This window comes from Micromonospora globbae (assembly GCF_003610785.1).
Classification (GTDB): Bacteria; Actinomycetota; Actinomycetes; order Mycobacteriales; family Micromonosporaceae; genus Micromonospora; species Micromonospora globbae.
In genome coordinates this window covers 77,142-92,586 of the sequence record NZ_RAQQ01000020.1, presented here as the reverse complement: position 1 = coordinate 92,586, position 15,445 = coordinate 77,142, and the positions used below count along the sequence as shown (strand labels likewise).

The window sequence follows — 15,445 nt, the reverse complement described above, 5'->3', positions numbered from 1 at the left end:
TGATGGACGATTCGACCGCAACCGAACTGTCCGGCGAGGGCGACGGCATCGAGCCGATCGCGATCGTCGGGATGGCCGCCCGCCTGCCCGGCGCCGCGGACGTGAACGAGTTCTGGCGCAACCTGGTCGACGGGGTGGAGTCGGTCACCGAACTCACCCGCGAGGAGCAGCTCGCCCGGGGCGCCTCCGCCGAGGAGGTGGACGACCCCGGCTGGGTCAACCGGGCGCCGCTCGTCGACGGGTACGACGAGTTCGACGCCGGCCTGTTCGGGATGACCGCCCGGGAGGCGGAGATCACCGACCCGCAGCACCGGCTGTTCCTGGAGTCGTGCCACGCCGCGCTGGAGGACGCCGGCTACGACCCGTCCCGCTACGACGGGGCGATCGGCGTGTACGCGGGCACCGGCGGCAACACGTACCTGCACCGCCACGTGCTGCGCAACAAGCGGGTCGGCGGCAGCCCGCACAGCGCCGTCTCCATCGCCACCGGCAACTCGCCGAACTACGTGGCGACCAACGTGTCGTACCGGCTGGACCTGCGCGGGCCGAGCCTCACCGTGCACACCGCCTGCTCCACCTCGCTGGTCGCGTTCCACCTCGCCTGCGAGGCGCTGCGCAACGGCGAGTGCGACATGGCGCTCGCCGGCGGCGTGAACATCGAGCTGCCGCACGTCGGCTACCTGGGCATGGACGGCTTCACCTCGCCGGACGGCCGGTGCCGGCCGTTCGACGCCGGCGCCAACGGCACCGTGTGGGGCAGCGGCGCCGGGGTGACCCTGCTCAAGCGCCTCTCCGACGCGATCGCCGACGGCGACACGATCCGGGCCGTCGTGCTCGGCAACGCCATCAACAACGACGGCGCCGGCAAGGTCGGCTTCACCGCCCCGAGCATCGACGGGCAGATGGAGGCCATCGCCCAGGCCGTCGCCATGGCCGGAGTCGACCCCCGCACCATCAGCTACGTCGAGGCGCACGGCACCGGCACCGCCATGGGCGACCCCATCGAGGTGGCGGCGCTGTCGGCCGTGTACGCCAAGGACACCGACGACCGGGGCTGGTGCGGCATCGGCTCGGTGAAGTCCAACATCGGCCACCTCAGCCAGCCGTCGGGGATCGTGAGCGTCATCAAGACCGTGCTCGCCATGGAGCACGGGCTGATCCCGCCCACCATCAACTACGAGACCCCGAACCCGGCCATCGACTTCGCCGACACCCCGTTCTACGTGGCGAACACCCTCACCAAGTGGGACACCGACGGCGGCCCGCGCCGGGCCGGCGTCAGCTCCTTCGGCATCGGCGGCACCAACGCCCACGTGGTGCTGGAGCAGGCGCCCGCCGCGTACGGCGCCGCCCGGCGGGTGCGCCCGGCACAGCTGCTGCACGTGTCGGCGCAGACGCCCACGGCCCTGGACGCCGCGCTGCAGCGGCTCGCCGCGCACCTCGACGGCGCCGCGGACGCCGGTCCGGAGTACCTCGCGGACGTGGCGCACACGCTGCGCGTGGGCCGCCGGGAGTACCCGCACCGCGCCGCCGTGGTGGCCACCGACCTGCCCGACGCCGTGGCCGCGCTGGCCAACCCGCGGCGCGTGCAGCGGGGCGTGGCCGAGGGCGCGCCCCGCCTGGCCTTCCTCTTCTCCGGCCAGGGCGCCCAGTACGCCGGCATGGGCGCGCAGCTCTACGCCGAGGAGCCCGGTTTCGCCGCCACCGTCGACGAGTGCGCCGAGCTGCTCCGCCCCGAGCTGGGGCTGGACATCCGGGACCTGATCCTCGGCCGCGACCCGCAGGCGGGGGAGAAGCTCACCGAGACCCGCTACACCCAGCCCGCGCTGTTCGTGGTCGAGTACGCCCTGGCCCGCCTGTGGCAGGACGCGGGGGCGCGCCCGGCGGCGATGATCGGGCACTCGATCGGCGAGTACGTGGCCGCCACCGTGGCCGGCGTGCTCACCCTCCCCGACGCGCTGCGGGTCGTCGCCGCCCGCGGCCGGCTCATGCAGTCCCTGCCGGCCGGTGCGATGCTCGCCGTCTCGCTCGACGAGAAGACGGTCGCCGAGCGGCTGCCCGAGGGGCTCGCCGTGGCGACGGTGAACGGCCCGGGCACCTGCGTGGTGGCCGGTGAGACCGAGGCGGTCGCGGCCTTCGCCGAGGTGCTGAAGGGCAAGTGCAAGCTGCTGCGCACCTCGCACGCCTTCCACTCGCCCATGATGGAACCGATCCTCGACGAGTTCACCGCCCTCATGGCGTCGGTGACGCTGCGCCCGCCGACGGTGCCGTTCCTGTCCAACGTGACCGGCACGTGGATCACCGACGCGCAGGCCACCGACCCCGCGTACTGGGCGGCCCACCTGCGCCGGCCCGTGCGGTTCGGCGACTGCGTGGCCACCCTGCTCGGCGAGGGCACCTGGCAGCTCGTCGAGTGCGGCCCCGGCAAGCAGCTGGCCAACCTCGCCCGGATGCAGGTCGCCCGGGCGTCGTCGGACCAGCGCAAGCTCACCCCGCTGGGCAGCCTCCCCGGCCCCGGCGAGTCGACCGGCGACCTGGCCACCCTGCTCGGCGCCGCCGCCGTGCTCTGGTCCGCCGGTGTGCCGGTGCGGCTCGGCGACGACCCGCAGGCGCGGCGGGTGCCCCTGCCCACGTACCCGTTCGAGCGGCGCCGCTACTGGGTCGACCCCGACCCGGAGCCGCAGGGCGGGGCGCCGGCGGCACAGAGCGGCCCCCGTCCACTGCCGGAGTGGTTCGCCGTACCGGTCTGGCGGCAGGCCGCGCCGCAGCCGCCCACCGAGACGCTCGGACGGTGCCTCGTCCTCGCCGACGGGCCGCGCGGCGACGCGCTGATCGCCGGCCTGCGCGCCGCCGGAGCCGACCCCGTCGAGGTACGCCCCGGCGACGCCTTCGCCGCGACGCCGACCGGCTACCGGCTGCGCCCGGGCGTCCGCGAGGACCACGACGCCCTCGTGGCGGCGCTGTCCACCGACGGCGTACCCGCCCGGCTCGTGCACGCGCTCACCCTCGACGGGGTGCCGACCGGCACCGACATCGCCGCCACGTGGGCGGCCCAGGAGCGGGGCTTCTTCAGCGCGCTGCACCTCGTGCAGGCACTCGCCGGCGCCGGCCTGACCGCGGAGGAGAACGGCCTCACGCTGGACCTCGTCACGAGCGGCATCGGCGACGTCCGTGGCGACGACCTGACCCGGCCCGAGCACGCCACCCTCGCGGGACTGACCCGGGTGCTCCCCGCCGAGCTGCCGGGGCTCGCCGTCCGGCTCGTCGACGCCGACCCCGGCGACCACGACGGCCGGGCCGTGGTCGACGAGCTGCGCCGGCCGCGCGACCCGCGACGGCCCGAGGTGGCGTTGCGCGGCGGCCGGCGCTGGGTCGCCGACCACGAGCAGGTCACCATCGAGGGCGAGAGCGAGCCGGGCGCCCTGCGCGAGGGCGGCCGGTACGTGATCACCGGCGGCCTGGGCGGCATCGGCATCACCCTCGCCGAGGACTTCGCCCGCCGGGCCCGCGCCCGGCTCGTGCTGCTGGCCCGCTCCGGCCTGCCGCCCCGCGAGCGGTGGGACGACCACCTCGCCGTGCACGGCAGCGCCGACCGGGCCGGGCGGGCCATCGCCGCCATCCGCCGGATGGAGGCCGCCGGCGCCCAGGTGCTGGTGCTGGCCGCCGACGTCACCGACCCCGACGACCTGCGCCGGGTGCGGGCCGCGGCCGAGGAGGCGTACGGCGGGATCGACGGCATCGTGCACGCCGCCGGCCTGCCCGGCGGCGGCATGGCGGAGGTCAAGGACCGCGCCGAGGCCGAGCGGGTGCTCGCCCCGAAGCTCGCCGGCACCCTCGCGCTGGCCCGCGTCTTCGGCGACCTGCCGCTGGACTTCGTGGTGCTCTGCTCGTCCGTCACCTCGGTGATCGGAGGCTTCGGCCAGGTCGACTACTGCGCCGCGAACGCGTTCCTCGACGCCCACGCCCGCGCCGGACGCGGCTGGCGGGCGCCCGTGCTGTCGCAGAACTGGGGCGGCTGGGCCGAGGTGGGCATGGCCGTGGAGACGGACGTGCCGGCCGGATTCCGGGCCGCCGGACGGGACACCGTCACCACCACCGTCGACCATCCGGTGCTCACCACCCGGGTCACCGGACCGGAGGGTACGGTGCTGCACGGGCTGGTCTCCGCCACCACGCACTGGGTGCTCGACGAGCACCGCATCGGCGGCGTGCCGGTGGTGCCCGGCACCGCCCACCTGGAGTCGGTCCGGGCCGCGGTGGTCGCGGCGCTGCCCGCCCCCGGCCCGGACGCGGCCGTGGAGCTGCGCGACGTGGTGTTCCTGGAGCCGTTCGCGGTGCCGGAGGGCGCCATCGCCCAGTACCGGGTGGAGCTGACCCCCACCGACGACGGCACGGACTTCGCGGTCCGCAGCCTCACCGGCGGCCAGCTGCGCACGCACGTGCGCGGCGCGGCCGGATGGGTCGACGAGCCGGCGCCGCCGGCCCGGGAGGTGACCGTCGCGGGCCGCCGCGTCGACGACGACGCCTCGTTCGGCCGGGGCCGGACCAGCATGCTCACCTTCGGACCGCGGTGGGACGCGCTGCGCGAGCACCACCTCGGCGACGGCGAGGAACTGGCCCGGATCGAGGCGCCCGCCGAGGCCGCCGGCGACCTGGCGTCGTGGGGCCTGCACCCCGCCCTGCTCGACGTGGCGACCGCGTTCGGGCGCGGGCAGGGCTCCGGCACCTACCTGCCCCTGTCGTACGGCCGGATCGTGGTGCGCGGGCCGCTGCCGGCCCGCTTCACCAGCCACCTGCGGCACCGCGACAGCGCCACCGACGAGGTCGTCGCCGCCGACCTGACCCTGCGGGACGAGGCGGGCCGGGAACTCGTGGCGATCAGCGACTTCGTGCTGCGCCGCGTCGACCAGGGCGCGGTCACCGGCGGACTGGCCGCCACGGCCCCGGCCGAGGAGACCCCGGCCGGGCCGAGCGAGGACATCCGGCCGGTGGACGGGGCGGAGGCGTTCCGCCGCAGCCTCACCGCCGGTCTCGGCGCGCAGGTCGTCATCGCCACCCGGACGGTGGCCGACCTGCGCGACCGGGCCGGCCGGGTCACGACCGGAAGCCTCGAGGACGAGCCGGACACGCCGGCCGCCACGCCCGCGGTGACCGGCGGCGGCTCGGCGGCGCCGAGCACCGAGCTGGAGATCGCCATCGCCCAGGTGTGGCGGGACGCCCTCGGGGTGGCCGAGGTCGGCGTCGACGACGACTTCTTCTCCCTCGGCGGCAACTCCCTGGTGGCGGTGCAGCTCATCGCGGCGATGCGCAAGGCCACCGGGGTCCGGCTGCCGATGCGCAGCCTCTTCGAGACGCCCACGGTGGCCGGCCTGGCCGCCCGCATCGGGGAACTGCGGGCCGCCGCGCCCGCCACCGACGAGTCACGGGAACCGGCGGCGATCCCCGCCATCCCGCGGCTGCCGCGCGCCTGACCACGAGACGACAGGAGTAGATAGCCATGAGCGACACCATCGCCACACTGCCGGTGGTCGTCGAGAACGACGGCCGGGCACTCACCGACCTCATCGCCGACCGCCGCGGCGAACTGCGTGCCGCGCTGGCCGAGCACGGCGGGCTGCTGTTCCGCGGGTTCGAGGTCGGCGGGGTGGACGGGTTCGACCGGGTGGTCCGCGCCCTCTCCGGGGAGCCGCTGACCTACACCGAGCGGTCCTCACCCCGCCACGCCATCAAGGGCCGGGTCTACACCTCGACCGACTACCCGCCGGACGAGGAGATCTTCCTGCACAACGAGAACTCCTACCAGGCGCGCTGGCCGCTGACCCTGTTCTTCTACTGCATCACGCCGCCGGAGACGCAGGGCGCCACGCCCCTGGCCGACGTGCGCCGGGTGTACGAGGAGATCGACCCGCAGGTGCGGGAGGAGTTCGTGCGGCGTCGCTGGATGCTCGTGCGCAACTTCCACGAGGACTTCGGGACCCCGTGGCAGCACGTGTTCAACACCGACGACCGTGCCGAGGTCGAGGCGTACGCGGCGGCGAACCGGATCGAGCTGGAGTGGCGCGGCAAGGACGGGCTGCGGACGCGGGCGGTGCGCGACGTCGTCCACCACCGTCCCGGCTCGGACACCCCCCGCTGGTTCAACCACGCGACGTTCTTCCACGTCAGCACCCTCCCGAAGGACTACCAGGAGGGGCTGCTGGCCATGTTCGGCCCCGACGAGCTGCCGTCGAACACCTACTACGGCGACGGCGGCGAGATCCCCGCCGACGTGATGGACCACCTGCGGTCCGTGTACCGGGCCGCGACCGTCCGCTTCGACTACCAGCGCGACGACGTGCTGGTGGTGGACAACATGACCGCCGCGCACGGCCGGGAACCGTTCACCGGCCCCCGCAAGATCGCCGTCGCGATGGCCGAACCGCACACCCCCGAGAGCAACGGAGCGAACTGATGGCCGAATCCCGATGCCTCGTCGTCCGCAACGACGAGGAGCAGTACTCGATCTGGTCGGCCGACCGGGAACTGCCCGCGGGCTGGCACGACGCCGGCTTCGCCGGCAGCCGCGAGGAGTGCCTCACCCACATCGACGGCGTCTGGACCGACATGCGCCCGCGCAGCGTGCGGGAGGCGGCGTCATGACGCGGGAGTGGACCTTCCCGGCCTCGTTCGCCCAGGAGCGGATCTGGATCGCCAACCAGCTCGATCCCGCCTCGCCGGTCTACAACGTCTCCAATCCGTTCCGGTTCCCCGTCGGCGTGACCCCGGAGCAGGCCACCGAGGTGGTCAACCGGGTCGTGGCCCGGCACGAGGCGCTGCGTACGCACCTGCGGGTCGACGACGGGGCGCTGGTGCAGGTCGTCCGCGAGGCGGAGCCGTTCACGCTGCCCGTGGTGGACCTGCGCCACCTCGCCGGCACCGAGCAGGTGCGCCGCTTCGACGCCGAGCTCACCGAGCTGGGCCGCACGCCGATCCCGCTGGACGCCGCCCCGCTGTGGCGGGCCCGGCTGCTGCGGCTCGGCGACGACCAGGTGGCGCTGCTGTTCGTGGTGCACCACGCCGTCTTCGACAGCCACTCGGCGGTGCTGCTCGCCGCCGAACTGGCCGCGTTCAGCCGGTCCGTGCTCACCGGCGTGCCCGCCGACGTCCCCGAGCTGCCCGTCCAGTACGCCGACTTCGCGGTGTGGCAGCGCGAACAGCTCACCGGCGAGGAGCTGGAGCGGCAGCTCACCTTCTGGCGGGACCACCTCGCCGGCGCGCCCGCCGCCACCGGGCTGCCGCTGGACCGGCCCCGACCGGCCCAGCTCGGCTTCGCCGGCGACGAGGTGCACTTCGACCTGCCCGACGGGCTGCTCACCCGGGTCGGCGAACTCGCCACCGGCGCGTCGGCCACCCCGTACATGGTGCTGCTGGCGGCGTTCGCGGCGCTGCTGTCGCGCATCTCCGGCGACGAGGATGTGGTGGTCGGCGTGTCCACCGCCGGCCGCGACAACCCCGAGCTGGCGCCGCTCATCGGCATGTTCGTGAACCCGGTGGCGCTGCGCTGCGACCTCGCCGGCGACCCCACCTTCGCCGAGCTGGTCACCCGGGTACGCGACGGGCTGGTCGACGCGATGGAGCACGGCCAGACCCCGTTCCAGCGGATCGTCGAGGCGGTCGCCCCCCAGCGCGACCCGTCGGTGCAGCCGATCTTCCAGACCGCGCTCAACTGGATCCCGGACTCCGGCCTGGACCCGGTGGCGCTGGGCACCACGAAGGACGACCTGGCGTTCGACATCACCACCACGACGAGCCGGCTGGTCTACCGGACGGCGCTGTTCGACCGCACCACCGCGGAGGCCCTCGTGGCCCGGTACGTCCGGCTGCTCGACGCGGCCGTGACGGCACCCGGGCAGCAGGTCTCCGCGCTGCCGCTGCTCGACGACGCCGAGCGGGAGCGGGTGCTCGTCACGTGGAACGACACCGCCCGCGAGGTGCCGGCGACCACCGTCGTGGAGGAGGTGCAGCGGCGCGTGGCCGCCGCCCCCGACGCCACGGCGCTGGTGCACGAGGGCGTCGCGCTGTCCTACGCCGAGGTGAACGCGCGGGCCAACCGCCTCGCCCGGCTGCTGGTCGCCCGCGGCGCCGGCCCGGAGACCCGCGTGGCGCTGGCGCTGCCCCGCTCGGTGGAGCTGGTGGTGGCGATCCTCGCCGTGCTCAAGTCGGGCGCCGCGTACGTGCCCGTGGACACCGGCTACCCCGCCGGGCGGATCGCGTACCTGTTGGAGGACGCGCAGCCAGCGCTGGTGCTGGCCACCGCGGAGACCGCCGCGCTGGTCCCGGCCGGTGCGCTGGTGGTCGACGCCGGCACCGGCGCGGACCTGGCCGACGGTGACCTCACCGACGCCGACCGGGTCGCCCCGCTGCGCCCCGAGCACCCGGCGTACGTGCTCTACACGTCCGGCTCCACCGGGCGTCCCAAGGGCGTGGTGGTCGAGCACCGGGCGGTCGCCGCCTACCTGGCCTGGGCGCGGCACACCTACCCCGGCCTCGCGGGCACGGCGCTGCTGCACTCGCCGGTCTCGTTCGACCTGACCGTCACCGGGCTGCTCGGCACGCTCACCGCCGGCGGCACGGTCCGGCTGGCCGCCTTCGACGACGCGGCGGCCCGCGCCGGCGGCCGACCGTCGTTCCTCAAGATCACCCCGAGCCACCTGCCGCTGCTCGAGCCGGAGCTGTCGCCCACCGTCGACCTGGTGATCGGCGGCGAGGCGCTCACCGGCGAGCAGCTGGCCGGCTGGCGGCCCGGGCACGAGGACGTCGCGATCGTCAACGAGTACGGGCCGACCGAGGCCACCGTGGGCTGCGTGGCGGCCCGGATCGCGCCGGGGGAGACGCTGCCGGCCGGCCCGGTGCCCATCGGCGGTCCCACCTGGAACACCCGGGCGTACCTGCTCGACGCGGCCCTGAACCCGGTGCCGCCGGGGGTGGTCGGCGAGCTGTACGTCGCCGGCGACCAGCTCGCGCGCGGCTACCTGCGCCGGCCCGGGCTGACGGCGGAACGCTTCCTGCCCTGCCCGTTCGGGCCGCCCGGTGCGCGGATGTACCGCACCGGTGACCTGGCCCGCCGGCGCGCCGACGGGACGCTGGAGTACCTCGGCCGCCGCGACAACCAGGTGAAGGTCCGCGGCATGCGGATCGAGCTCGGCGAGATCGAGTCGACCCTGCTCGCCCGCCCCGACGTGCGGGAGGCGGCCGTGGTGGTGCGCACCGACTCCGGCGAGCCAGAGCTGGTCGGCTACGTGGTCGGCACCGCCGACCCGGCGGCCCTCGCGGCCGACCTGGCCGCCGAGCTTCCCGCGCACCTGGTGCCGACGGCCTTCGTGCCGGTGGACGCGCTGCCGCTCACCCCGAACGGCAAGCTCGACGTCGCGGCGCTGCCCGCGCCGGAGGCCGCCGCCACCGCGGACGGTTTCGTGGCTCCCCGCACCGAGGCCGAGTCGCTGGTCGCCGACGTCTACGCCGAGATCCTCCAGGTGGAGAAGGTCGGTGCGCTCGACGACTTCTTCGCCCTCGGCGGTAACTCCCTGCGGGGCATGCGGGCGATGGCCCGCATCCGCGCCGAGGTGGACGTGGACCTGCCGATGCGGGCCCTGTTCAGCAGCCCGGTGGTGGCCGACCTGGCCGCCCAGATCGAGCAGCGGATCGCCGCCGAACTCGACGGGCTCTCCGAAACCGAGGTCGCCGCCCTGCTGGCGGCGGAGAAGGACACTCCCTGATGACCGACCTGAAGGACCCGGCCCGGGACGCCGCCCGGCAGGCCCTCATCGCGCAGCGGTTGCGGCGGCGTCAGGCCGCCGCGACCGCAGCGCGGATCACCCCGCGTCCGCCGGACGCCGAGGTGCCGCTCTCGTACGCCCAGGAGCGGGTCTGGTTCATGGACCAGCTCGCCCCGGGCGAGGCGGCGTACCACATCGCCGTGCCGATGCGGGTGCGCGGCCCCCTGGACGTGGCGGCGCTGCGGGCCGCGCTCGACGGCCTGACGCGGCGGCACGAGTCGTTGCGGACGCGGTTCCCCGCCGACGCCGACGGCAAGCCGACCGTGGTGATCGAGGAGAGCCTCGAGGTGCCGCTGACCATCGTGGAGGCCGCCGACGAGGCCGCCGCGCAGGAACTGGTCGAGGCCGCCGCCGCCGAACCGTTCGACCTGGCGCGCGGCCCGCTGCTGCGCGCCCTGCTCATCCGGCTCGCGCCCGAGGACCACGTGCTCTTCCTCGGCCAGCACCACATCGTCGGCGACGGCTGGTCGGTCGACGTGCTGCTCCGCGACCTCGTCACCCTCTACCGGGGCGGCGAGCCTCCGGCGCTGCCCGTCCAGTACGGCGACTTCGCCGTCTGGGAGGCGCGGGAGCTGGCCGGGCCGGCCGCCCAGGGGCACCTGGAGTGGTGGAAGCAGCGGCTCGACGGCATCACGCCGTTGGAGCTGCCGCTGGACCTGCCGCGGCCGGCCACGCAGACCTACCGCGGCGACTTCGTGGAGTTCACCCTCGACAAGGCGACCACCGACGGACTGAACGCGCTCACCCGCGCCCACGGCGGCACCCTGTTCATGACGCTGCTCGCGGCGTACCAGGTATTCCTGTCCCGGCACGCCGGCCAGGAGGACTTCGCCGTCGGGGCGTCGGTGGCCGGCCGGTCCGCGCCGGAGCTGGAGAACGTCGTCGGCATGTTCATCAACATGCTGCCGCTGCGCGCCGAACTGGCCGGCGACCCGACGTTCGCCGAACTGCTGGAGCGGACCCGGCGCAGCGTGCTCGACGCCCTGGAGCACGGCGACGTGCCGTTCGCCCGGGTGGTGCACGAGCTGGGCCTGCCCCGCGACGTCAGCCGCTCGCCGGTGTTCCAGGCCATGTTCGTCCTGCAGAACTACGACATGGGCCGGTACGCCGAGGTCCCCGGCACCAGCGAGGTGACCTTCGACTGGACGCCCATGGAGCTGCGGGCCACCCGGTTCGACTTCGAGCTGCACGCCGTGGAGACCGTCGACGGCCTCTGGGGCAAGCTCGTCTTCAACACCGACCTGTTCACCCGCGAGACCGTCGAGCGGATGGCCGGCCGGCTCGGCGCGCTGCTGCGGGCCGTGGTCGCCGCGCCGGACACCCCGGTCTCCGCGCTGGACCTGCTCGCCCCCGGCGAGCGGGAGCTGCTGGCGGCCTGGAACGACACCGCCGCCGACTTCCCGCGTAACCAGACGCTGCACGCGCCGATCGAGGAGCGGGCCGCCCGCACCCCGGACGCCGTGGCGCTGCGCTTCGAGGGCCGTTCGGTGACGTACGCCGAGCTGAACGCCGCGGCGAACCGGGTCGCGCACCGGCTGCGCGCGGCCGGCGTGGGCCCGGAGACGCTGGTCGGGGTCTGCGCGGAGCGTTCGGTGGAGCTGGTCGCCGGCCTGCTCGGCGTACTCAAGGCCGGCGGCGCCTACCTGCCGCTGGACCCGGAGTACCCGGCCGACCGGCTGGCGTTCATGCTCACCGACGCCGACGCGCCGGTCGTGCTGGTGCAGGAGCACCTGCGCGACGTGCTGCCGGAGACCGGCGCCACGGTGCTCGTCCTCGACGACGACGGCGTGTGGGCCGGGCAGCCGGAGACCGACCCCGCCCCGGTGGCCGGTCCGGAGCACCTGGCGTACGTCATCTACACCTCCGGTTCCACCGGGCGGCCCAAGGGCGTGCCGAACACGCACCGGGGCATCGTGAACCGGCTCGACTGGATGCAGAAGACGTACCGGATCGGCCCGGACGACGCGGTGCTCCAGAAGACGCCGGCGAGCTTCGACGTGTCGGTGTGGGAGTTCTTCTGGCCGCTGCGCGAGGGCGCACGGCTGGTCCTGGCGCGGCCGGGTGGGCACAAGGACGCCGGCTACCTGCGCGACCTGCTGGTCGCCGAGAAGGTGACGACCACCCACTTCGTTCCGTCGATGCTGACCGTGTTCCTGGCCGAGGACGGCGTCGAGGCCGCCACCGCTCTGCGGCGGGTGATCTGCTCCGGCGAGGAGCTGCCGCTGGCGACGGCCACCGACTTCACCGCCCGGCTGCCCTGGTGCGGGTTGCACAACCTGTACGGCCCGACCGAGGCGGCCATCGACGTCAGCTCCTGGCACTGCGACCCCGCGCTGCTGGCCGGGCTGGCGAGCGTGCCCATCGGCGCGCCCATCGCCAACCTGCGGCTGCACGTGCTCGACGCGGCCGGCAACGAGTGCCCGGTCGGGGTCGCCGGTGAGCTGCACATCGGCGGTGTCGGGCTGGCCCGCGGCTACCACCGCCGCCCGGCCCTGACCGCCGAGCGGTTCGTGCCGGACCCGTTCTCCGGCGAGCCGGGCGCCCGCCTGTACCGCACCGGCGACCTGGCCCGCTGGCGGATCGCGCCCGCGGCGCCCGACGCGGCTGGCGTCGACGCAACGCCGGCCGGGGTCATCGAGTTCCTCGGCCGCATCGACCACCAGGTGAAGCTGCGCGGGCTGCGGATCGAGCTGGGGGAGATCGAGAGCGCGCTGCGGGAGCAGCCCGGGGTGGTCGAGGCCGCGGTGATCGTCCGCGAGGACACCCCCGGCGACAAGCGGCTCACCGCGTACGTGGTGGGGACGGCCGAGCACGCCGACCTGAAGGCGGCGCTGAAGGAGACCCTGCCGGAGTACATGGTGCCGGCGGCGTTCGTCACCCTCGACGCGCTGCCGCTCAGCCCGAACGGCAAGCTGGACCGCCGCGCGCTGCCGGCGCCCGTGGTCACCCGCGAGGCGTCGGTGGCGATGGTCGAGCCCCGCGACGACACCGAGCGGCTGCTCGCCGGCATCTGGTCGGAGGTGCTCGGCGTGCCGGCGGTCGGCATCGACGACGACTTCTTCGACCTGGGCGGGCACTCGATGCTCGCCACGCAGGTGGTCGCGAAGATCCGCAAGGCGGAGCACGGTGGCCGCGCCGTCGGCGTCATGGACCTCTTCCAGCAGCGCACCATCCGTGAGCTGGCCGCCTTCATGTCCGGCAGCGCCGGCCAGGAGGGGCCGCGGCGGCTGCTCTACGAGCTGACCAAGCCGATCCCGGCGAAGCAGCGGGTGGTGTCGTACGTCTGCGTGCCGTACGGCGGCGGCAGCGCGATCGTCTACCAGCCTCTCGCGGACGCGCTGCCGGCCGGGCACGCGCTGTGGTCGCTGGCGATTCCGGGGCACGACGTGGGGCTCAGCGAGGACGCGGTGCCGTTCGACGAGCTGACCACGCGGGTGGCCGAGGAGATCCTGGAACGGGTCGAGGGACCGCTCGTCCTCTACGGCCACTGCGGCGTGGGCAGCGCGATCGTCACCGAGGTGGCCCGCAAGGTGGAGGCCGCCGGGCGTGAGCTGGAGGCCCTCTACATCGGCGCGATGTTCCCGTTCGCCCGTCCCAAGGGCATCTTCGCCGCGCTGCGCACGCGGATGGAGAAGCTGCGCAGCAACCGGCACTACGCGAGCTGGCTCAAGTCGATGGGCGTGGACACCGACGAGCTGGATCCGGAGCAGGCCGACCGGATCATCAGCAACATGCGGGCCGACTCCCGGGCCTCCGAGGAGTACTTCACCGGCCTGCTCGACCGTCGGGTGACGAAGCTGCGCGCGCCGATCGTCTCGGTGGTCGGCTCCGAGGACCCGGTCACCGACTACTACACCGAGCGGTACGCCGAGTGGCAGTTCCTCAGCGACGACCTGACGCTGGTGGTGCTGGACCAGGCCGGGCACTTCTTCCTCAAGTACCGCGCCGACGAACTGGCCGAGATCGTCACCCGCACCCACCGGGCCGTCGCCGCCGGCGACGTGTCCGCGCTGACCCGGGAGGCGCGGGGCGAGGACGCCGGCTGGGCCGTGCACGACACGATGCGCGTCGGCGTGGACGAGCGGCGGCAGGCCAACACGGTCAAACCGAGCATGGGCCGGTTCGTCGCGGTCACCGCCGGCCAGGTCGTCTCCACGACCGGCTCCGCGCTGACCGCGTTCGCCCTGCCGATCTGGCTGTTCAACCGGACCGGCTCGGTCACCAACCTGGGCCTGCTGTGGGCGCTGGCGCTGATCTGCGGCGTGCTCATGCTGCCGGTCGCCGGGGCGATCACCGACCGGGTGAGCCGCCGCCGGATCATGATGATCGCGAGCAGCAGCGCCGGCTCGGTGCAGGTGGTCCTCGCGGCGCTGCTGTGGACCGACACCCTGGCGCTCTGGCACATCTACGGCCTCGTGGCGTTGAGCCAGGTCGCCGGGTCGTTCCAGCGCATCGCGTTCCAGTCGGCCGTGCCGCAGCTGGTGCCCAAGCGCTACCTCGGTCACGCCATGGGCATCACCCAGCTCTCCAACGGCGTCGCCATGCTGCTCATGCCGGTCTTCGCCGCCGGCCTACTGGCCGCCATCGAGCTCAAGGGCATCGTGATCATCGACGTGGTCAGCTACCTGGTGGCCGTGCTCACCCTCGCGATGGTCCGCTTCCCGAACGCGCTGGGCTGGCGACCCCGGGAACGGCTGCTCGTGGCGATCGCCAACGGGCTGCGCTACTCCTGGAACCACCGCGGGTTCCGGCTGATGCTCGGCTACTTCGCCCTCGGCAACATCTTCCTGGCCCCCGCCCTGGTGCTCGTCACGCCGCTGGTGCTCTCCTTCGGCACGGCGACCCAGGTGGCCCAGGTGGCGCTCGCCGAGGCCCTCGGCGCGGTGGCCGGCGGTGTGCTGATGTCGATCTGGGGCGGCCCACGGCACCGGCGGATGATCGGCGTGCTCATCGGCAACCTCGGCACGGCGATCGGCTGCGTGCTCATCGGCCTCGACGCCTCGGTGGCGATGATCGGCGTGGGGATGTTCTGGCTGGCCATGGCGATGACCACCGCCCAGTCCATCTACGCCACGATCGTCCAGGTCAAGGTGCCGCAGCGCTTCCACGGCCGGGTGTTCAGCCTCAACCAGACCATCTCCTGGTCGACCCTGCCGATCGGCTTCGCGCTGGTCGCACCCGCGACGACCAACCTCTTCGAGCCGATGTTCGCCCCGGGCGGCGCCCTGGCCGGATCGGTGGGCGCGGTCATCGGCACCGGCCCGGGCCGGGGGATCGCGTTCGCGTACATCTGCTTCGGCGCGACGCTGGTCCTGATCACCCTGGGCGGCTTCGCGATCCGGCTCCTGCGCCGCTTCGACATCGAGGTCGAGGACTCGCTGCCGGACGACCTCATCGGCGCGCAGGAACGCGAGCGGCGCCTCGCGGCGCGCGCGGCGGAGCGGGAGTCGGAGAAGGTGCCGGTCGCCGCCTGAACCCGCCCGGCCTCCGGACGTCCCCCGGAGGTCGGGCGGCCTCCGGTCGCTCCAGGCCCGGCGGGCCTCCGGTCGCCGGTGTACGCGCCGGCCCGCGGCCCCGCACGCCGTGACGGCCGGAGGCGGGTGGGGCCTCCGGCCGTCTCCCGGAGGCCC

At 74.4% G+C, this 15,445-nt stretch carries 5 protein-coding genes; all 5 read left to right on the top strand.

The annotated features are described in order from the left end of the window. Window positions 1-2 precede the first annotated feature (2 nt). From D7I43_RS24570 to D7I43_RS24550, 5 genes are read left to right on the top strand one after another with little or no spacing between them, the layout of a single operon-like run. Entirely contained in the window at window positions 3-5,471 is a 5,469-nt protein-coding gene (locus tag D7I43_RS24570) for a type I polyketide synthase (protein WP_120330923.1), read from the top strand. Between the two features lie 26 nt (window positions 5,472-5,497). Beyond that, on the top strand, window positions 5,498-6,451 hold the full coding sequence (locus tag D7I43_RS24565; RefSeq protein ID WP_120330922.1) for a TauD/TfdA family dioxygenase: 954 nt from the start codon (window positions 5,498-5,500) through the stop codon (window positions 6,449-6,451). Continuing rightward, a complete protein-coding gene (locus D7I43_RS24560; protein WP_120330921.1) occupies window positions 6,451-6,639 on the top strand; it encodes an MbtH family protein in 189 nt (62 codons plus the stop codon). The genes D7I43_RS24565 and D7I43_RS24560 overlap by 1 nt, the downstream gene beginning before the upstream one ends. Beyond that, on the top strand, window positions 6,636-9,755 hold the full coding sequence (locus D7I43_RS24555) for a non-ribosomal peptide synthetase (RefSeq protein ID WP_120330920.1): 3,120 nt from the start codon (window positions 6,636-6,638) through the stop codon (window positions 9,753-9,755). The genes D7I43_RS24560 and D7I43_RS24555 overlap by 4 nt, the downstream gene beginning before the upstream one ends. Further along, window positions 9,755-15,289 (top strand): non-ribosomal peptide synthetase/MFS transporter, encoded by a 5,535-nt coding sequence (locus tag D7I43_RS24550; protein WP_120330919.1) that lies wholly within the window; start codon window positions 9,755-9,757, stop codon window positions 15,287-15,289. Before D7I43_RS24555 ends, D7I43_RS24550 begins: the two co-directional genes overlap by 1 nt. Window positions 15,290-15,445: the final 156 nt, after the last annotated feature.